The 18572-nt window shown below is 71.8% G+C and carries 19 protein-coding genes; 10 read left to right on the forward strand and 9 right to left on the reverse strand.

The window, feature by feature from the left end; all coding sequences use genetic code 11:
- Positions 1–8: 8 nt before the first annotated feature.
- A complete protein-coding gene (locus BM109_RS17180; RefSeq protein WP_093344649.1) occupies positions 9–437 on the reverse strand; it encodes a VOC family protein in 429 nt (142 codons plus the stop codon).
- Positions 438–516: 79 nt separating this feature from the next.
- Here BM109_RS17180 and BM109_RS17185 point away from each other — a divergent pair, with 79 nt between their 5' ends.
- From BM109_RS17185 to BM109_RS17200, 4 genes are all read left to right on the forward strand, one after another.
- Entirely contained in the window at positions 517–1137 is a 621-nt protein-coding gene (locus BM109_RS17185; protein WP_093344651.1) for a TetR/AcrR family transcriptional regulator, read from the forward strand.
- A gap of 380 nt (positions 1138–1517) precedes the next feature.
- The gene (locus tag BM109_RS17190; protein ID WP_093344654.1) at positions 1518–2918 is read left to right on the forward strand and encodes a DUF2868 domain-containing protein; all 1401 of its coding nucleotides are present in this window, start codon (positions 1518–1520) and stop codon (positions 2916–2918) included.
- On the forward strand, positions 2915–4342 hold the full coding sequence (locus tag BM109_RS17195) for a GTPase/DUF3482 domain-containing protein (protein WP_093344656.1): 1428 nt from the start codon (positions 2915–2917) through the stop codon (positions 4340–4342). The genes BM109_RS17190 and BM109_RS17195 overlap by 4 nt, the downstream gene beginning before the upstream one ends.
- A 93-nt stretch (positions 4343–4435) precedes the next feature.
- Positions 4436–4792, forward strand: coding sequence for a hypothetical protein (locus BM109_RS17200; protein ID WP_093344659.1), 357 nt, complete (start codon positions 4436–4438; stop codon positions 4790–4792).
- Here the strand turns inward: BM109_RS17200 and BM109_RS17205 are convergent.
- Genes BM109_RS17205 through BM109_RS17220 form a run of 4 tightly spaced genes read right to left on the reverse strand, consistent with a single transcriptional unit; the run spans position 4789 to position 9130 of the window.
- A complete protein-coding gene (locus BM109_RS17205) occupies positions 4789–7011 on the reverse strand; it encodes a xanthine dehydrogenase family protein molybdopterin-binding subunit (protein ID WP_093344661.1) in 2223 nt (740 codons plus the stop codon). The genes BM109_RS17200 and BM109_RS17205 overlap by 4 nt on opposite strands.
- A gap of 3 nt (positions 7012–7014) precedes the next feature.
- Positions 7015–8010: an FAD binding domain-containing protein gene (locus BM109_RS17210; protein ID WP_093344664.1), complete on the reverse strand. Its 996-nt coding sequence runs from the start codon at positions 8008–8010 to the stop codon at positions 7015–7017.
- Entirely contained in the window at positions 8003–8644 is a 642-nt protein-coding gene (locus BM109_RS17215; protein WP_093344666.1) for a (2Fe-2S)-binding protein, read from the reverse strand. Before BM109_RS17215 ends, BM109_RS17210 begins: the two co-directional genes overlap by 8 nt.
- A gap of 30 nt (positions 8645–8674) precedes the next feature.
- Entirely contained in the window at positions 8675–9130 is a 456-nt protein-coding gene (locus tag BM109_RS17220; protein WP_093344667.1) for a DoxX family protein, read from the reverse strand.
- A gap of 145 nt (positions 9131–9275) precedes the next feature.
- Between BM109_RS17220 and BM109_RS17225 the strand changes: the two genes are divergently transcribed.
- Positions 9276–10190 carry a LysR family transcriptional regulator gene (locus BM109_RS17225; protein ID WP_093344669.1) on the forward strand — a complete coding sequence of 305 codons (915 nt, stop codon included), beginning with the start codon at positions 9276–9278 and terminating at the stop codon, positions 10188–10190.
- A gap of 16 nt (positions 10191–10206) precedes the next feature.
- Here the strand turns inward: BM109_RS17225 and BM109_RS17230 are convergent, their stop codons facing one another.
- Positions 10207–11031 carry an SDR family oxidoreductase gene (locus tag BM109_RS17230; RefSeq protein ID WP_256222618.1) on the reverse strand — a complete coding sequence of 275 codons (825 nt, stop codon included), beginning with the start codon at positions 11029–11031 and terminating at the stop codon, positions 10207–10209.
- Positions 11032–11081: 50 nt separating this feature from the next.
- Here BM109_RS17230 and BM109_RS17235 point away from each other — a divergent pair, with 50 nt between their 5' ends.
- From BM109_RS17235 to BM109_RS17250, 4 genes are all read left to right on the forward strand, one after another.
- Entirely contained in the window at positions 11082–11456 is a 375-nt protein-coding gene (locus BM109_RS17235; protein WP_093344671.1) for a winged helix-turn-helix transcriptional regulator, read from the forward strand.
- Between the two features lie 167 nt (positions 11457–11623).
- Complete coding sequence (locus BM109_RS17240; RefSeq protein ID WP_093344674.1) at positions 11624–13057, forward strand: glycerophosphodiester phosphodiesterase family protein; 1434 nt, start codon at positions 11624–11626, stop codon at positions 13055–13057.
- A 43-nt stretch (positions 13058–13100) separates the two neighbouring features.
- Positions 13101–13721 (forward strand): PAQR family membrane homeostasis protein TrhA, encoded by a 621-nt coding sequence (locus tag BM109_RS17245; RefSeq protein WP_093344676.1) that lies wholly within the window; start codon positions 13101–13103, stop codon positions 13719–13721.
- 107 nt (positions 13722–13828) lie between these two features.
- Positions 13829–14272 (forward strand): ester cyclase, encoded by a 444-nt coding sequence (locus tag BM109_RS17250; protein ID WP_093344678.1) that lies wholly within the window; start codon positions 13829–13831, stop codon positions 14270–14272.
- Positions 14273–14414: 142 nt separating this feature from the next.
- On the opposite strand, the gene BM109_RS17255 is transcribed toward BM109_RS17250, so the two are convergent.
- From BM109_RS17255 to bla, 3 genes are all read right to left on the reverse strand, one after another.
- The gene (locus BM109_RS17255; protein WP_093344681.1) at positions 14415–15716 is read right to left on the reverse strand and encodes a UDP-N-acetylglucosamine 1-carboxyvinyltransferase; all 1302 of its coding nucleotides are present in this window, start codon (positions 15714–15716) and stop codon (positions 14415–14417) included.
- 49 nt (positions 15717–15765) lie between these two features.
- Positions 15766–16995, reverse strand: coding sequence for an MFS transporter (locus BM109_RS17260; RefSeq protein ID WP_093344683.1), 1230 nt, complete (start codon positions 16993–16995; stop codon positions 15766–15768).
- 147 nt (positions 16996–17142) lie between these two features.
- Positions 17143–18033, reverse strand: a complete 891-nt coding sequence (gene bla, locus BM109_RS17265; RefSeq protein WP_093344686.1) for a class A beta-lactamase — start codon at positions 18031–18033, stop codon at positions 17143–17145.
- 179 nt (positions 18034–18212) lie between these two features.
- Between bla and BM109_RS17270 the strand changes: the two genes are divergently transcribed.
- Positions 18213–18566 carry an ArsR/SmtB family transcription factor gene (locus BM109_RS17270; RefSeq protein ID WP_093344689.1) on the forward strand — a complete coding sequence of 118 codons (354 nt, stop codon included), beginning with the start codon at positions 18213–18215 and terminating at the stop codon, positions 18564–18566.
- The last annotated feature ends 6 nt before the right edge of the window (positions 18567–18572 follow it).

Genomic DNA, 18572 nt, shown 5'->3' on the forward strand with positions numbered 1-18572 from the left:
CTGATCGATCAGGTCGGCAGCGCCCCCGCCTCGTACTGCGCCACGAACTCCCCGCTCGGCTGGATCGGCTTGATGATGTCGATCAGCACCCCGTTCGGGTCGCTGGTGATGAAGTGGCGCTGGCCGAAGGCCTCGTCGCGCAGCGGCAGCAGCACCGGCAGGCCGGCCGCGGCCAGGCGGTCGTGCACCGCGTCGGGATCGTCCACCTCGAAGTTCAACAGCAGCCCGCCCGCCACCTTGCCGCGGCCCGCGGCGGGAATGGTCTCGTGCCGGCCGTCGAGCACCGCGAGGTTGACCGAGGGCTCGCCCTCCAGTTGCAGGTGCACGTACCAGTCGCTCGTGAACAGCGGCGCGAAGCCGAAGTGGCGCTGGTAGAAGTCCGCCGTGCCGGCGACGTCATTGGTCATGATGACCGGGTAGTAACTCGTGACTTTCATGAGGGCTCCTTGGGATGGCTGGAACTGACATACAGTCTGTATGTTTGATTGAATATACATACATACAGTCTGCATGTAAATGACCTCCAAGATCATCCGGACCAACAAGGAGCGCACCGAGACCACGCGGCAGGCGCTGACCGAGGCGGCGCGCGCCCTGTTCGTCGACCAGGGCTATGGCCAGACCTCCACGCCCGACATCGTGGCCGCGGCCGGCATCACGCGCGGCGCGCTCTATCACCACTACGCCGACAAGCGCGACCTGTTCCGCCATGTGCTCGAACAGGAATCGCGCGCGGTGGCCGCCGAGATCGCGGCCGCCACGCCCGAGGCGCTGGCGCCGCGCGAAGCGCTGCTGATCGGCAGCGATGCCTACCTGCGCGCGATGACCGTGCCGGGCCGCACCCGGCTGCTGCTGATCGACGGGCCGGCCGTGCTCGGCATGGCGGAGATCATGGCGATGGACGATGCGAACGCGGCCCGTTCGCTGCGCCAGGGACTGGCCGAGGCCGGCATGGGCCGCGGCGAGGTCTCGCTCGACGCGCTCTCGCAGCTGCTGTCGGCCGCCTTCGACCGCGCCGCGCTCGAGATCGAGGCGGGCGCCGATGCCGCCGAGGTGCGTGCCGCGATGCGCTGGCTGCTGCAGCAGGCGCTCGGGCCCGAGGCGCCCTCGAAGCCGGCGCGCAAGACGAGGTCCTAGGCCGACCCGGGGCAGCGGAAGGTATGTCACGACCGGCCCTGCAAGTCCTACAGAACCCGCCGCCCCCCGCCGACACCCTGGGTACCCCTCGCGCCGTGATGCTGGGACCATCGTCAACAACGTGGAGTGCTCGCGGTGAATTCCATCATCTACATCGTCGGTCTGGTCGTCGTGGTCGTGGCCGTGCTTTCGTTCTTCGGCCTGCGCTGAAAGACGTCAGTCCCCCTCGAACCATCCACACGCCAGAGAGGAACGGGGCCGCGCTGCGGCCCCGTTTTGCTTTGGGGGCGCCGGGCATAATCCGCGCGCTGAGCCGCCCTCGGCCGAGGGCTCATCGTCGGCTTTCCGCCGGCCCTGCCTCTGTTCGCGAAGGGACGCTGTTGACCACCACCGCACTGCGCGAGAACCCCGACTTTTCCGATGCGGTGATCACCGAGGCGATCCGATGGGCCGAGCAGAACGGCCCGCTCGACGACGCGCAGGCCATGCGCATCGCCGCGCAGGCGCCGCACACGCCGGCACGCATCGCCGAACGCGCGCGCCAGCTCGGCGAACGACTGGGACTGCAGGCCGAACTGCGGCGCGCGCGCCAATGGTCGCCCTGGGTGCTGCTCGGGCTCGTGGCCCTCATCGTCATGGCCGGCCTCGCGCTCGCGGGCAACGTGGTGGGCGGTGGCGAGCGCCACATCAACGTGATCGTCGCGCTCGTGAGCCTGCTCGGCGTGCACCTGCTGACGCTGCTGCTGTGGCTGCTCGGGCTGTGGCTGCCACTCGCCTCTTTCAGTTCGGCCTCGCTGGGCTGGATCTGGCTCTCGCTGACCGCGCGCGTGGCCGGCGGCCGGCATGGCCAGGCACCGCTGCTCGTGCGCGCCACCACCGGCCTGCTGGGCCGCGCGAGGCTGCTGCCCTGGGCCTTCGGCATCGTGAGCCACGGCATCTGGTCGCTGTCCTTCGCGGTGGTGCTCGCGGCGATGCTGTTCGCGCTGGCCTTTCGCAGCTACACGCTGAGCTGGGAAACCACCATCCTCGATCCCGCCTTCTTCGTGCGCGCGGTCGATGCGCTGGGCTGGGCGCCGTCGCGCCTGGGCTTCCCGGTGCCCGACGCCGCCACCGTGCTCGCTACCGCGCCACCGGCCTCGGGCCAGCGCACCTGGGCGCTGTGGCTCACGGGCTGCATCCTCACCTACGGGCTGCTGCCGCGCCTCGTGCTGCTGCTCTGGAGCACCGCTGTGTGGCGCCATCGGCGCCAGGCGCTGCAGCCCGCGCTCGACGCGCCCTACTACCGCCAGCTCGCGGCCCGCTTCGCGGCGCTCGCGCCCAGCGCCATCGTCGATGCCGATCCGGGCCGCCGCGCGCGCGAGGCGCCCGTGGGCCTCGCGCCTGCGGACCTGCGCGACCTGCGCGTGCTGGTCGGCTTCGAACTGCCGCCCGACATCGGCTGGCCGCCCGAGGGCCTGCCCGCCGACCTGCAGCTCGAACGCATCGACGGCAGCGCGCCCGAGCGCCGCGCGCTGCTCGACCGGCTCGCGCTCGCGCGGCCGCGCAGCGTGGTGCTGGCCTGTCGCGCGGCCGCGAGCCCCGACCGTGGCACCGAGCGCTTCGTGCGCGACCTGCTCGCGCACAGCGGCGAATGCCGCCTGTGGCTGATCGCCGAGGGCGGCAACGACGGCTTGGCGATCGCGCGCTGGCTCGCATGGCTGCGCGACGCCGGCCTCGAACGCGTGGCCGCGGGCACCTCGCTCGGCGAGTTGCTGGGCTCCACCGACACCGTTGCGCCATGAGCGAGCCGATCCGCATCGCCGTCGTCGGCCACACCAATGCCGGCAAGACCTCGCTGCTGCGCACGCTCACGCGGCGCATCGACTTCGGCGCGGTGTCCGACCGCCCCGGCACCACGCGCCATGTCGAGTCGGTCGACCTCGAGATCGACGGCCGCCCCGCCGTGCGCTTCTACGACACGCCGGGCCTGGAGGATGCGGTGGCCTTGCGCGAGCACCTCGCGCGCATCGATCCCGCGGGCCAGGCCACGCCGCCCGAGCGCATCCGCCGCTTCCTGCAAGGCCCCGAGGCGCACGGCGCCTTCGAGCAGGAGGCCAAGGTATTGCGCGCCATGCTCGACATCGACGCCGCCTTCCTCGTGATCGACGTGCGCGAACCGGTGCTGCCCAAGTTCCGCGACGAGATCGAGCTGCTCAATGCCTGCGCGCGGCCGGTGCTGCCGGTGCTCAACTTCGTGCGCGACGCGGCCAGCCGCGAAGCCGCGTGGAAGGAACTGCTCTCGGCCTACGGCCTGCACGTGCAGGTGCGCTTCGACGCGGCCGCGCCCTTCGTGGGCGCCGAGCGCGATCTCTACGGCGACCTCGCGACGCTGTTGCGCGACCGGCGCGAACTGCTGCGCGGCGTGGCCGACGCGCTCGAGGCCGAGGCCGCGGCGCGGCGCCGCGCGGCCGCCGCGCGCGTGGCCGAGCTGCTGGTCGATGCCACCGCGCTGCGGCGCAGCGTGCCGGCCACCGAGTTCGCCGATCCCGCGCGCCGCGACGCGCTGGTCGCCGCGCTGCGCAAGACCGTGTTCGACAAGGCGCAGCGCTGCGCCGACGACCTGCTCGCGCTCTACGGCTTCCGCCAGGGCGACGCGGCCGAGGCGCCGCTGCCGATGATCGAGGGCCGCTGGGCGCTCGACTTCTTCAATCCCGAGGCGATGAAGGACGCCGGCCTGCGCCTGGGCAAAGGCGCGGCCATCGGCGCCGCGGTCGGCGCGGTGGCCGATCTCGCGGTGGCCGGTCTCTCGCTCGGCGCCGGCGTGGCGCTGGGCGGCGCGATCGGCAGCGCGGTCTCGCAGGGCTGGGGTCCGCTGGGCCGCAAGCTCGCGAACAAGCTGCGCGACGTGCACGAGCTCACGGTGGAGGACGGCGTGCTGTTCACACTCGCGGCCTGGCAGCTGCAGCTCGCGCGCGCGCTCGAGCGCCGCGGCCATGCGGCCACGCGGCGCATCGAGGCGGTGGACGGCGGTGCCGACGCGGCCGGCGAGTCCATCGCCGCCGCGCTGCGTGCCGCGCAACCGGCGCGCAGCCATCCCGAATGGGAGAGCGGCCAGGGCGCGGCCGGCGCGCTGCAGGCGGTGCGCGCGCTGTGGCGGCCCGCGCCGCAGCGCGAGGCACTGGTGGCCACGCTCGCCGGGCTGCTGCAGGCCGGCTTCGAAGCCTGAGCCTCGCCCGGCACGCGCCGTCGCCTCCTTCCTACGCGGGGCGCCGCGCGGCTGGTCCAGGGTTTCCTGATCGATGACACGAAAGGAGAACCCATGACCGTCGAATGCAAGCTGCTCGAGACCCCGCTGATCGGGCGCATCTGGGAAGGCCGCACGCCGATCGCGCGCGCCGACGACTACCTGCACTACAGCCTGGAGCACGGCATCCGCGAGATCGCGCGCAAGCCCGACTGCCTCGGCGTGCAGTACTTCCGGCGCCTGCGCGGCAACGTGGCCGAGTTCCGCACCGTGTCGTTCTGGCGCTCGGTCGAGGACATGCACGCCATGCACGACAAGCGCGGCGATCCGCTGCGCGTGGCGCCGCTGGCGCGCGACCCCGAATTCCTGCTCGAGCTGCCGGAGTTCGTGGACCTGGTCGAGGTCCACGTCAACAGCTTCGACCGACGCTAATCGAGCAGGTCCTCCAGCCGCAGCGGCAGCCGCCGCAGCCGCTTGCCCGTGGCATGGAACACCGCGTTCACGATCGCGGGCGCCACGCCCACCATCGCGACCTCGCCGAGCCCCTTCGCGCCGAGCGCGTTGAAGCGCGTGTCGGGCTTGCCGACGAAGCCGACCTCGATGCGGCCGATGTCGGCCGCCACCGGCAGCACGTACTCGGCCAGGTCGGCATTGAGGAAGCCGCCATGGCGCGGATCGACCTCGCTGGCCTCGCGCAGCGCGGCGCCGATGCCCCAGACCACGCCGCCCTCGACCTGGCTGCGCGCGGTGCGCGGACTCGCGACCGCGCCGCAGTCGGCCACGCTCACCACGCGCGGCACGCGGATGCGGCGCGTGGTCGGCTCGATGCGCACCTCGACGAAGTGCGCGATGAAGCTGAAGCCGACGTAGTCGGGATAGACCGGCCCGGCCGCGGCCGGCAGCCCGCCCGTGAGCCGGCCGTAGACCTGCTCGGGCTGGCCGGGCGCGCGACGCCGGCTCTCGGCCTCGGCCTGCGCGCGGCCCGAGGCGCGCAGCAGTTCGAGCGCGGTGGCGTTCGCGCCCGCGCCGGGGGCGTGGGTGCGCAGGTCTTCCATCAGCCGCTGCGCCGCCTCCTGCACCGGCGGCAGCGCGGTCGCGGTGCCCCAGGAGCCGGCCGTCAGGTGCTGCGGCGCGGCGCCGGTGTCGCCGAGCGCGATCTCCACCGCGGCCACCGGCGCGCCGAGCACGCGCGACACGGTGAGCGCGATCGCGGTGCGCATGCCCTGCCCCATCTCGTGCCCGCCCACGGCCACGCGCACGCGGCCGTCGCCGGCCAGCCGCACGGTAGCGAAGGCCGGCGCCATCGCGGCCTTGTAGGCGCCCACGGCCACGCCCCAGCCGACGCGGCTGCCATCGGCGGCGCGCATCGAGCCCGGCGCCATGTCGCGGCGCGCCCAGCCGAAGGCCTCGCTGCCCTGCACCAGGCATTCGGCAAGGTGGCGCGAGGAGAAGGGCTTGCCGGTCAGCGGATCGGCCGCGGTGTCGTTGGCGAGCCGGAAGGCCACCGGGTCGCGGCCCAGCAGGTACGCCATCTCGTCGACCGCGCTCTCGAAGGCGAAGGCCGCCGGATGCTCGAAGGGCGCGCGCATGTAGCCCGGCGTCTGCACGTCGGTGCGCACCAGCCGGTCGCGGCCGAGGAAGTGCTTCACGCCGTACAGCCGCGAGGTGATCTCGCTGCCGCTCGAGGGAAAGAGGTCGTGGCGCGAGGTCTGCTGGTCGATGTCGTGCACGGCCGCGACCAGTCGGCCCTCGCGGTCCGCGCCCAGGCGCACGTGATGGCGGCTCGCGGGCCGGAAGCTGGCGTTGTGGAACAGCTGCGCGCGCGTCAGCACCAGCTTGACGGGACGGCCGAGCTCGCGCGCGGCGATCGCCACCGCCGCGGTGTGCGACTGCAGCGAGTTCTTCTGGCCGAAGCCGCCGCCCAGCGTGGGCGAGAGCACGCGCACGCGCGCCGGCTCGATGCCGAGCTGCTTCGCGAGGCCGTGGCGCACGCCCTCGGCGTTCTGCGTCGGCTCGCGCACGGTCAGCACGCCCTCGTTCCATTCGGCCACGGTCGCGATGATCTCCATCGGGTTCTGGTGCTGGATCGGCAGCTCGTAGCGCGCCTCCACCGTGAAGGCCGCCGCGGCCAGCGCGGCCTCGGCATCGCCCACGCGGCGGTCGGCGAACATCGGCTGCGGCAGCAGCGCGGACTGCGCCTGCGGCTGCGCGTCGGGCGCGTCGATGCCGGCGACGAAGGGCTGGGCCTCGTAGCGCACCTCCACCAGCGCCGCCGCCTCGCGCGCGGCCTCGAGCGTGTCGGCGACCACCATCGCGACGGTCTGACCGCGGTAGGCGATCTGCGCCGAGCGCAGCGGATAGAAGCTCTGGAAGCCGAAGCCGCCGCCCATCAGGAAGCCGCCCGATTCGAAGGCGCCGATGTTCTGGTGCGTGTAGACCTTGCGCACGCCGCGCACGCGCTCGGCGGCGCCGGTGTCGATGCGCGCCACGCTGCCGCGCGCGATGCGCGATGGCACGAGCGCGGCATGCAGCAGGCCGGCGCGCGCATCGTCGGCCGCATAGCGGGTGGCGCCGCGCACCTTGTCGTGCGCATCGACGCGCTCGGCGCCGGACCGCGCGCCGCGTGGGGGATTGCTTGTCGTGGTTGCCATCGTTCAGCTCCTGTCCCGGGCCAGCATCAGCGCGTCGGTCACCGTCTCGATGCCGAGCGCCACCTTGAAGCCGTTGTGCGCGAGCGGCTTCGCCTGCGCGAACGCGATCTCGGCCGCGCGCCGCGCCGCGGCCTGCGTGAAGGGCCGCCCGACCAGGCTGCGCTCGGCCTCGAGCGCGCGCCACGGGTGCGTGGCCACGCCGCCGAGCGCGATGCGCGCATCGACCACGCGGTTGGCGCGCAGGTGCAGGCCCACGGCGGCAGAAGCCAGCGCGAAGGCATAGGACTCGCGGTCGCGGATCTTGTGGTACGTGGAGGCCCTGCCCGCCGGCGTGCGCGGCACGCGGATGCGCACGATCAGCTCGTCGGCCGCGAGCACGGTCTCGAGGTGCGGCGTGGCTCCGGGCGCGCGGTGCAGTTCGCGCACCGCCACCGTGCGTTCGCCGCGCGGGCTCAGCGTGTCGACCTGCGCATCGAAGGCCGCGAGCGCCACCGCCCAGTCGCCCGGGTAGACCGCCACGCAGGCCTCGCTGCCGCCGAGCACCGCATGGCCGCGGTTCACGCCGGCCAGCGCCGCGCAGCCGCTGCCGGGCACGCGCTTGTTGCAGGCGAACTCGGGGCCGCCGCGGAAATAGGCGCAGCGCGTGCGCTGCAGCAGGTTGCCGCCCACGCTCGCCATGTTGCGCAGCTGCTGCGAGGCGGCCTTCCACAGCGACTCCGACAGCGCGGTGAACTCGCGCTGCACGACCGGATGCTCGGCCACATCGCTCATCGCGGCGAGCGCGCCGATGCGCAGCTCGGCCCGGTCGCTGGCGTCGATCTCGCGCAGGCCCTCGACGCGGCCGATGTCGACGACGGTGGCCGGCGCTTCCACGCCGAGCTTCATCAGGTCGAACAGGGTGGTGCCGCCCGCAAAGTAGCGCGCGCCGGGCTGGCTGCGCGCCAGCAACTGCACGGCCTCGGCGCTGCTGCGCGGCCGGTGGTAGGCGAAGTCATGCATGGCGGCGGCCCTCCATGGCTTCGGTCTCGGCGCGCATGCGCGGGGCGGCATCGCGGATCGCCTCGAGGATGCCCGCGTAGGCGCCGCAGCGACAGAGGTTGCCGCTCATGTACTCGCGGATCTGCGCCTCGCTGGTGGCGTGGCCCTCGCGCACGCAGGCGATGGCGGCCATCACCTGGCCCGGCGTGCAGTAGCCGCACTGCAGCGCGTCGTGGTCGACGAAGGCCTGCTGCATCGGATGCAGCGTGCCGTCGGGCGCGGCGATGCCCTCGATGGTGGTGACGGCGCAGCCGTCGGCCTTCACGCCCAGCGTGAGGCAGGAGGCGACGCGCCGGCCGTCGAGGTGCACGGTGCAGGCGCCGCACTGGCCGTGGTCGCAGCCCTTCTTGGCGCCCGTGAGGCCGAGCTGCTCGCGCAGCACGTCGAGCAGCGAGGCGCGCGGCTCGAGCTGCAGCGCGTGCGGCTGGCCGTTGATGACGACGCGGGTGTCGATGCGCGGCGGCGCGGGCGCGGGTTCCTGCGCGTTCACGAGGCCAGTGCTCGCGGCACCGGCGGCACCGGCCGCGGTGCTCATCATGAAGGTGCGGCGGCTCAGCGCGGGCGCGCCGGTGCCGGAGGATGGGGTGGGGTTCATCGTGGCGTCCTTTCTTTTTTCTTCTTCTGCTCAGACCTCGCGCCCGATGCGCGCATCGAGCGACAGCCGGCCGCCGCCACGCGCCAGCAGGCACAGCGCGATGAAGAACAGCATCAGCGGGTATTCGAAGCCGCGGTCGATCCACGGGAAGGTCGGGCCCATCACGTAGCAGATGACCAGCATCTGCACCGCGACCATCGCGGCGACCACGCGCGTGAACAGGCCGGCCGCGAGCATCAGCCCACCCACGCCCTCGAGGATGGCGACGAACCAGCCCAGCAGTTCGGCGCCCGGCAGGTGCAGCACGTTGGCGATCAGGTTGACCGAGCCCTTCATCGGGTCGGCCATGCTGCCGTGGCTGCGGCCCAGCAGCTTGGGCAGGCCGTGGGTCACGAGCATCAGGCCGAAAGCCAGGCGCAGCAGCGCGTAGCTCAGCGGCTCGAAGCGGTCATAGGTGCCGCGCAGGTGCGGAAAGATCAACTGCATGGGGGTCGCTCCTCGGGGGGAAAAGGTGACGAGGCGCGGCGGGATGGCCGCGCGCTGGCAGTCTCTCTGTTCTGTATTGGCGAATAAATATGCAAATTTCGTCAATACAATTCAACACAGGCCAACAATCTTCCGAGCTCATTCCATGGACCGCTTCGATGCCATGCGCCTGTTCACCCGCATCGTGGAGCTCGGCAGCTTCACGCAGGCCGCGGCCGCGCTCGAGCTGCCGCGCGCCACGGCCACCCATGCGATCAAGGAACTCGAGGCCCGGCTGCAGGTGCGCCTGCTCGAGCGCACCACGCGCCAGGTGCGCACCACGGTCGACGGCCAGGCCTACTACGAGCGCTGCCGCCACCTGCTGCTCGAACTCGAGGACGCCGAGTCCTCGCTCGCGCAGCTCGCGGTCAATCCGCGCGGGCGGCTGCGCATCGACATCCATGGCGCGGCCGCCAACGACATCGTGCTGCCGCGCATCGGCGACTTCCATGCGCGCTATCCGAACATCGTGCTCGCCGTGGGCAGCGGCGACCGGCTCGTGGAGCTGGTGCGCGAGGGCGTCGATTGCGTGGTGCGCGCGGGCGAGCCCAAGGACTCCTCGCTGGTCACGCGCCGGCTCGCGCTGCTGCCGCAAGTGACCTGCGCGAGCCCGGCCTACCTGGCCGAACGCGGCACGCCGCTGACACCGGCCGACCTGCTGAGCCAGCAGCACCTGGCGGTGAACTTCTTCTCGTCCTCGCGGCCCGACCACTTCCCCTACCTGTTCGAGGTGAACGGGCGCGTGGAGCAGGTCGTGCTGCCCGACTGGCTCAGCGTGAACAACGCCGACAGCTACAAGACCTGCGCCGAGCAGGGCTGCGGGATCATCCAGGTGCCGCGCTATCACATCGAGCGCCAGCTGCGCGCCGGCACGCTGGTCGAGATCCTCGCCGGCACGCCCTGCCCGCCGATGGTCTATTCGGTGCTCTATCCGCAGCACCGGCTGCTGTCGCCGCGCGTGCGGGTGTTCGTGGACTGGGTGACGGCGCTCTATGCCGAGCGCTTCGGCGCGCTCAGGTAGCGGCGCCCTCGTGCGCCTACACGACCGGCACCGTGCCGCCGTCGATCACGTACTCGCTGCCATGGATCGAGGCCGCGCGCCGCGACACCAGGAAGGCCACGAGTTCGGCCACTTCCTCGGGCAGGCCGGGCCGGCCGATCGGGATGCCGCCGAGCGCATCCATCACGCCCTGGCGCGCGCTCGCGTAGTCGCTGCCCGCGCCCGCCGCGAGCCGCTCGACGAAGGCGCGCGCGGCACCGGTCTCGATGTAGCCCGGCGCCACCGTGTTCACGCGCACGCCGCGCGGGCCGAACTCCTTCGACAGGCCCTTGCTGTAGGTGGTGAGCGCCGCCTTGGCCGCGGCATAGGCGAGCGTGGATTCGTACAGCGGCAGCCGGCGCTGGATCGAGGAGATGTGCACGATGCTGCCCTCGCCCTGCGCGAGCATCGAAGGCAGGAAGGCGCGGTCGAGCCGCACGGCCGCGAGCAGGTTGGTGTCGAGCGCCGCCTGCCATTGCGCATCGTCGAGCGCGAGCGCGCCGCCGGGCGAGGCGCCCGAGCCACCGACGTTGTTGACGAGGATGTCGAGCCCGCCGAAGGCCGCGAGCGTGCGCTCGGCGACCCGCGCCACGCCCGCGGGCGTGGCGATGTCGGCCGCGACGAAGAGCTCGGCGCCGTCGCTGTCGCCCGCCTCGGGAGCGCTGCGCGCGGTGGCGGCAACGCGCGCGCCGCTCGCGGCGAGGCGACGCACGATGGCCTGGCCCATGCCCTTGGTGCCGCCCGTGACGAGCACGCGGCGGCCCGCGAACTCCGCGGGATCGAACGAGAAAGGCAGGGAGGAAGGCTGATGCATGTCGGTCATGGGAAAGGTCCTTGTTGGCGATGCATCGAGGCTAGGGATACCCTCGGGCCATGACAAGAACGCACGAAGAAGTAAGGCCCGTACTCGCAGGTAACCCCGTCGCCTACACGCCGGCCAGCGCGGCCGCGCAGGTCGAGCGCACGCTGGGCTGGATCGAGGGCCGCTGGAAGCTGGTGATCCTGTTCCAGCTCTTCGGCGGCAAGGTGCTTCGTTTCTCCGAACTCGAGCAAGCGATACCCGCGGTGTCGCAGAAGATGCTGACGCAGCAGCTGCGCCAGCTCGAGGCCGACGGCCTGGTGCTGCGCACCGTGCATTCGCAGGTGCCGCCGAAGGTCGAGTACCGCCTGAGCGACTGGGGCCAGTCGCTGTGCCCGGTGCTCGACGGACTGCTCCAGTGGTCCGAGGCGCGACCGCGCTTCGACTAGGACACAAAGTCTTCGATGACGCCGCGGTGACGCTCGATGTCACCGCGCTTCGGGCGCATGGACGCCCGTGTTGCTTGCGCGCCCACGGTCACCGTACCGTCATCCGCCAAACCTAGCATCCGCCGGCCTTCGGCACCCCTCAACGCAACGCAACGCGAAACTCCAACATGAAGAAAACAGCCGTTCCTGCACCCGCACCTCGTCCCCTGCGTGCCGCCTTCGTCGCGCTCGGCGGCAGCCTCGTCATCGCCGCCTGCGGCGGTGGTGGTGGCGGCAGCGCCTTCGTTCCCGTCATTCCGCCCGCTCCGGCGCCGGCACCCGCCCCGGCACCGACCCCGCTGGGCACGCTCGACGGCTCGGTGCCCCTGGTGATCGGCCACCGCGGCCTGCCCGGCCTGTTCCCGGAGGAAACCCAGAAGGCCTACGAAGCGGCCGCCGATGCCGGCGCCGATTCGCTCGAGACCGACCTGCACCTGACCAAGGACTGCGTGCTGGTCGCGCGCCACAACCCCTGGCTCAGCGACAACACCGACATCACCGACGTCGCCAAGACCAACGCCACCGTGGCCGCGCGCAAGCGCACCGTGCCCGGCGTGCGTGTCGACGTGACCTACCCGGCGATTCCCGCCAACGGCCCGGCGAAGTACCTGAGCGACCTGACCGATCCCAAGGATCCGAAGTCGGTGCTCAAGTCGCTGGTCGTCGACGGCGAGGACCACACCGGCGACTGGTCGATCACCGACTTCACGCTGGCCGAGCTCAAGCAGTGGATCCACGGCACCACCTTCGACGCGAAGGACGAGCGCCCGACCGATCTCAACGGCAAGCTGCCGATCCTGAGCTTCCAGGAAGTGATCGACATCATGCGCGCCAAGGCCAAAGCCACCGGCCGCACGATCACCGTGTATCCGGAAACCAAGAACCCGATCTGGAACAACGCCCAGGCGATCGCCAACGGCTGCGGCCCGGCCGGCAGCCACCCGCTGGAAGACGCGTTGCTCAAGGCGATGAACGCCAACGACCTGAACCGCAAGGACGCACCGATCTTCGTGCAGAGCTTCGACCCGGTGAGCCTCAAGTACCTGCGCTCGGCCGGCCTGAAGGCGCGCGCGGTGCAGCTGGTCGACGGCAACGACATCGACTTCAAGACCGGCGAGATGATCTACGTCACCACCGACGACTACACCTTCGTCGACGGCCGTCCCTACAGCTGGACCCTGGCGGGCGACCCGCGCTGGTTCGGCGCGATGCTCACGCCGGCCGGCCTGGCCGAGGTCAAGACCTATGCCGACGGCATCGGCCCGTGGAAGCCGCAAGTGATGGCGCACACGATCGTTCCGTTCAAGACGCCCAACAAGGGCATGGTCGAAGCCAACACGATCAAGCCCACCAGCCTGATCGCCGACGCCCACAAGGCCGGCCTGTTCGTGCACAGCTACACCTTCCGCAACGAGTCGCGCTACCTGGCCGCCGTCTACAAGGGCGACCCGAAGGCCGAGTACCTCGCGTACTTCCGCGCCGGCATCGACGGCGTGTTCTCGGACTTCGCGAACACGGCCTTCGCCGCGCGCCAGGACTACCTGAAGGAAACCGGCCGCTGAGCCGGCACGCGGCAGACTGACCGAAGCAAGCAGGCGGCACACCATGTACCCGGGCGAACGACTCAACGGGTACAGCCACCTGCTCGGCCTGCTGCTCGCCCTGCCGGCGGCCGTGCTGCTGCTGGCCAAGACCCTGCCCACGGGCGACCCGGCGAAGATCGCCGGCTCGCTCGTGTTCTCGCTCTCGGCGGTCGCGCTCTACGCGGCCTCCACCCTGTTCCACAGCACGCGCGGCCGGCGGAAGCGCCTGTGGGAATGCGCCGACCATTGCGCGATCTACCTGCTGATCGCCGGCACCTACACCCCGTTCGCGCTGGTGATGCTCGAAGGCGCCTGGGCCTGGGTGCCGCTGCTGGCGATGTGGGGCGCGGCCGCGGTCGGCATCCGGCGCGAGCTGATGGCCGCGCGCGGCGCACCCGTGAAGCCCTCCCTGCCGCTGTACATCGGCATGGGCTGGCTCGCGATCGCCGCGGCCGTGCCGCTGGCGATGCAGCTCGAGGGCGGCGGCCTCGCATGGCTCTTGATCGGCGCCGTGCTCTACACCGCGGGCACGGTCTTCTATCGCAACCGCCGCGGCTTCCGGCATGCGCATGCGGTGTGGCACCTGTTCGTGCTCGCGGGCACGGTGAGCCATTACGTGGCGGTGGGCTGGTTCGTGCTGTAGCGCGGTCGCGAGGCGCGCGCGGCTTCGTCAATGACCGCGGCGGTCATCGCGCCGCGCGAGCTCGCGGCGACACACTGGCCGCCCGCCGTTGCGCTTCACGAGCCCGCATGACCTCCACCACCTCTTCCCCGGCGAGCGAGGATCTCCGCGCCAGCTTCCTCGCATTCCGCCACGCGGTGTTCGAACGCCACGAATTCGACGCGATCGCCCGCTTCCTGCACCCCGACTTCAGCAGCAGCTCACCGATGCTGCGCGGCCGCGGCCCGGCCATGTATGCCGACTTCGCGCGCCTGCTGCTCGCGGGCCTGCCCGACCTGCGGCCGCTCGAGCAGGTGGTGCTGGTCGAGGGCACGCAGCTGATGGCGATGACCCGATGGGCCGGCACCCACACCGGCAACTTCCTCGGCGCGCCGCCCACCGGCCGCGCGCTGCGCTTCGCGACCGCGGACCGCTATGACACGAAAGACGGGCTGCTGCTGCGCCACTGGGACGTGGTCGACCGGCTCGAGGCCTCGATCGAGGCCGGGCTGCTGCGGCGCGCGGCGCCGTGAAACACGGCGGCCGGAACGCTCACAAGGTGTGAAGAAACCGTAGCGAGCGCCCCGAGGTCGCGCCGAGGACCGGAGCCGTACTTTGTACGGTGAGGACCGCAGGTGCGAGATCGGGGCGCGCAGTAGGTTTATTCACACCTTGTCACTCCTCGCTGGTCCACTCCACCTGCACGCCCAGGCTGCGCAGGTTCTCGACGAAGCGCGGGTGCGCGCGGCGGATCGGCGTGGCGTTGCGGATCTCGGAGCGGCCCTCGATGCTCGAGGCCACCATGAACAGCGCGATCGCCACGCGGATGATGTAGGGGCTCTCGACCACCGCGGGCACCAGCGGGGCACCGCCGAAGGTGATGAGCCGGTGCGGGTCGGACGAGAACACGTGGGCGCCGAACTTCGAGAGCTCGCCGGTCCAGCCCAGCGCGCCGTCGTAGACCTTGTTCCAGAACATCGCGTTGCCCTGCGCGCGCACGCCCAGCGCGATGAAGATCGGCAGCAGGTCGACCGGGAAGTACGGCCAGGGCGCGGCCTCGACCTTGGTCAGCACGTTGGCGGTGAACGGGGTCTGCACCTTGAGCGGCCCCGAGCGCACGGCGCGCGACCAGCCGTCCTCGTGCACGATCTGCACGCCGAACTTGGCGAAGGTGCGGTCGATCAGCGGGAAGTTGGCCGGCGCGCTGTTGCGCACCACCACGTCGCCGCCGGTGATGGCGCCGAGCGCGAGGAAGGTGGTGATCTCGTGGAAGTCCTCGTCGAAGCGGAACTCGCCGCCACCTAGCGCGTGGCCGCCATGCACCGTGAGGCGCGAGGTGCCGATGCCGTCGATGCGCGCGCCGATCATGGCCATGAAGCGGCAGAACTCCTGCACGTGCGGCTCGGAGGCGGCGTTGGTCAGGGTCGAGGTGCCCTCGGCACCGACCGCGCACAGCACGAAGTTCTCGGTGGTGGTGACCGAGGCGTAGTCGAGCCAGTGGTCGGTGGGCACCAGGCGCCCGTCGGTGCGCACCAGCAGCGAGCCCTCGGCGCGCTCGACCTGACCGCCGAAGCTGCGGAACACCTCCACGTGCGGATCGATCTCGCGCACGCCCAGGGTGCAGCCCTTGACGTTGTCCTCGAGCCGTGCCACGCCGAAGCGCGCCAGCAGCGGCGGCACCAGCATGATCGAGGAGCGCATCTCCTCGGGCAGCCGGTGGGCGGCGGCGTCGAACACGGTGTCGCGGTGGTGCAGCGCCAGCGTGCCGGTGGCGTGGTCGAGCTGCACCTCGCTGCCCAGCGTGCGGAAGATGTCGAGGATCTTGCGCACGTCGGTGATGTCGGGCACGCCGTGCAGGCGCAGCGGCTCGCGCGTGAGCAGGGTGGCGCAGAGGATCGGCAGCACCGCGTTCTTGTTGGCCGACGGCGTGATGCGGCCGCGCAGCGGCGTGCCGCCGTGGACGATGAGATTGGACATGTGTGAGAGACCCCTGTATGGGGTGAATGATAGGCCGCGACAGCCTTCGCTAGGCCTCGTGGCCCGGCGTGCGGCGCGGAATCCAGTGGGCCAGCACGCCGGCCGCGGCGAAGGCGAGCCCGCCCGTGACCGCGATGCCCGCGGCCAATGACAGGCTGCCCGCGAGGAAGGACAGCAGCGCCGGCCCGCAGGAGGCGCCGATGTCGGACATCAGCCGCCACACGCCGAGGAAGTGCGCGCGGCCATGGCGCGGCGAATGGTCGGCGCCCAGGGTCATGATCATTCCCGAGCCGATGCCGTTGCCGAAGCCGATCGCCAGCGCCGCGACCAGCAGCGTGGCGGCGCCCGTGGTCAGCGGCATCAGCAGCATCGCGAGCCCCATGATCAGCATCGAGGGCACCGCGACCCAGCGCCGGCCCTTCTGGTCCATCACCTTGCCGGCCGGGTAGAACACCAGCATGTCGATGCCGCCGGCCATGCCGTAGATCAGCGAGGCCACCGAGGGCGCGAGCGCGAGATGGTCGGCCCACAGCGGGATCACGGCCTGGCGCGAGGCGCGCACCGCGCTGACCAGGGTCACGGCGATGCCCAGCGTGAGGAACACGCGGCGATGGTCGCGCAGGGTCGAGACGATGGTGGGCCTGGCGGGCGCGGCCTGGCCCGGCGGCGCGGGCGGCAGCTCGAGGTCGGGAATGCGCGCGCCCAGGATGGCCGCGCCGGCCACCGCCACGATGCCGAGCACATAGGCCGCCATCAGGCCGAAGAAGTGCACCGCGCCGGCCGCCAGGAAGGGGCCGATGAACATGCCGATGCGCATCACGCCGCCCAGCGTGGACAGCGCCCGCGCGCGGTACTCGACCGGCACCGCCTCGCTCATGTAGCTCTGACGCGCGAGGTTGTAGACCGCCTGCGACATGCCGACCATGAAGCAGCCGAGCGCGAACAGGCCCAGGTGCGAGGTCCACACGCACAGCGCCATGCCGAGCGCGCTCCAGGCGCCGGCCGCCACGATGGCCCAGCGCTCGCCCCAGCGCATGGTGATCATCGAGGCCGGGATGTTGTTGAGCAGCGAGCCGATGCCGATCAGCGCCATCACCAGCGCCGCCATCGGCACCGAGGCGCCGAGCTCGCGCGCCGTGAGCGGCACGATCGGCAGGATCGCGCCCTCCCCGATGCCGAACAGCAGCGAGGGGCCGAAGGCCGGCACCGCGATGCGCCACAGCGAGAACGGGGCCTGGGGGGTGGACGAGGAGGTGGAGACGGCGGGCGGGGACGACATGCGGGCGGGGGCTCTGGCTGGATGCCCTGGCCGCGCGGGGCGCGCAAGGCGCGGCCATTGTCCCGCCGATGGCGCGCGGGCGCAGGCGCACCGCGCAGTGCCCGATGGGGCGGGTACGGCATTGCGGCCCCGGGGCAGCGCGGGCGCTCAGCCCCGCATCGCGTTCGCCACGATGCGCACCGCCGAGGCCACCACGTCGTTGCGCGTCTTGGCGCCCTTGTCGCCCGGGAAGGTCAGGTACACCGCGAGCACCAGCGGCGCGCCCGAAGCCGGCCACAGCACGCCGACGTCGTTGTTGGTGCCGTAGTCGCCCGCGCCGGTCTTGTCGCCCACGGCCCAGCCGGCCGGCACGCCGGCGAGGAAGCGCTCCTTGCTGGTCGTGTTGCCGCGCAGCCAGCCATCGAGCCGCGCGCGCTGCGGCGCACCCAGCGCATCGCCGAGCACCAGCCGCTGCACGCTGGCGGCCATCGCGGCCGGGCTGGTGGTGTCGCGCGGATCGCCGGGGATGGCGCTGTTGAGCTCGGTCTCCCAGCGGTCGAGGCGGAACACCGTGTCGCCGATGGAGCGCGCATAGGCCGTGACGCCGGCCGGCCCGCCGAGCTGGTGCATGAGCAGGTTGGCGGCGGCGTTGTCGCTGTACTGCAGCGTGGCGGCGCACAGCTCGGCCACGGTCATGCCCTCGGCCAGGTGCTTCTCGGTGATCGGCGAGTTCGGCAGCAGGTGGGCGCGGGTGTAGCTCAGGCGGCGCTCGAGCAGCGCCGGTTCCTGCGCGGTGCCGCGCTGCAGGATCGCGGCCGCGAGCATCAGCTTGAAGGTGCTGCACATCGGAAACAGCTCGTTGCCGCGGTGCGCGATGCGCGCGCCGCTGCCGGTGTCGAGCGCGTGCACGCCCAGGCGGCCGCCGCAGTCGCGCTCGAGCGCCGCGAGCCGGGCCTCGGCGTCCGGGCCGGCGGCGGCGGACCAGGCGGCGCAGGCGCTCGCGAGCGGGACCGCGCTGGCGGCGGCGAGGAGCGTACGGCGTCGGATCGGTGTGTTCATGGGTGTCTTGGTGCGAAGAGAGTGGTTGGATGAGACCGCATCGTAGGAACGGGGGCCCCGCGCCACCAGCGCGAAGGGGGCGCGGGGCGTCCCGGCTGTATCGGGTGTAACGGCGCTTTCCCCTTTCAAATTCAACCAAATGGTTGAACGAAAACCGGAACCGATCTATATTCAACCTCATGGTTGAACTTGAACTACCGGCCGAGCGCCAGGACCAGCGGCTCGACGCCATCTTCCACGCGCTGGCCGACAGCACGCGGCGCACCATGCTGCAGCTGCTGGCCCAGGGCGACTGCAGCGTGGGCGAACTCGGCGCGCCGTTCCGCATGAGCTTCGCCGGTGCTTCCAAGCACGTGAAGACGCTAGAGCGCGCGGGGCTGGTGTCGCGCACGGTGCAGGGCCGCGCCCACGTGTGCCGGCTCGAACCCAGGGCGCTGGCCACGGCCGACGCCTGGCTGCGCTACTACGAGGGCTTCTGGGGCGGCCGCCTCGATGCGCTCGAGCAGGCGCTGCGCGACGACGCCGCCGGCTGATTGCTT

Source organism: Variovorax sp. PDC80 (assembly GCF_900115375.1).
GTDB lineage: Bacteria > Pseudomonadota > Gammaproteobacteria > Burkholderiales > Burkholderiaceae_C > Variovorax.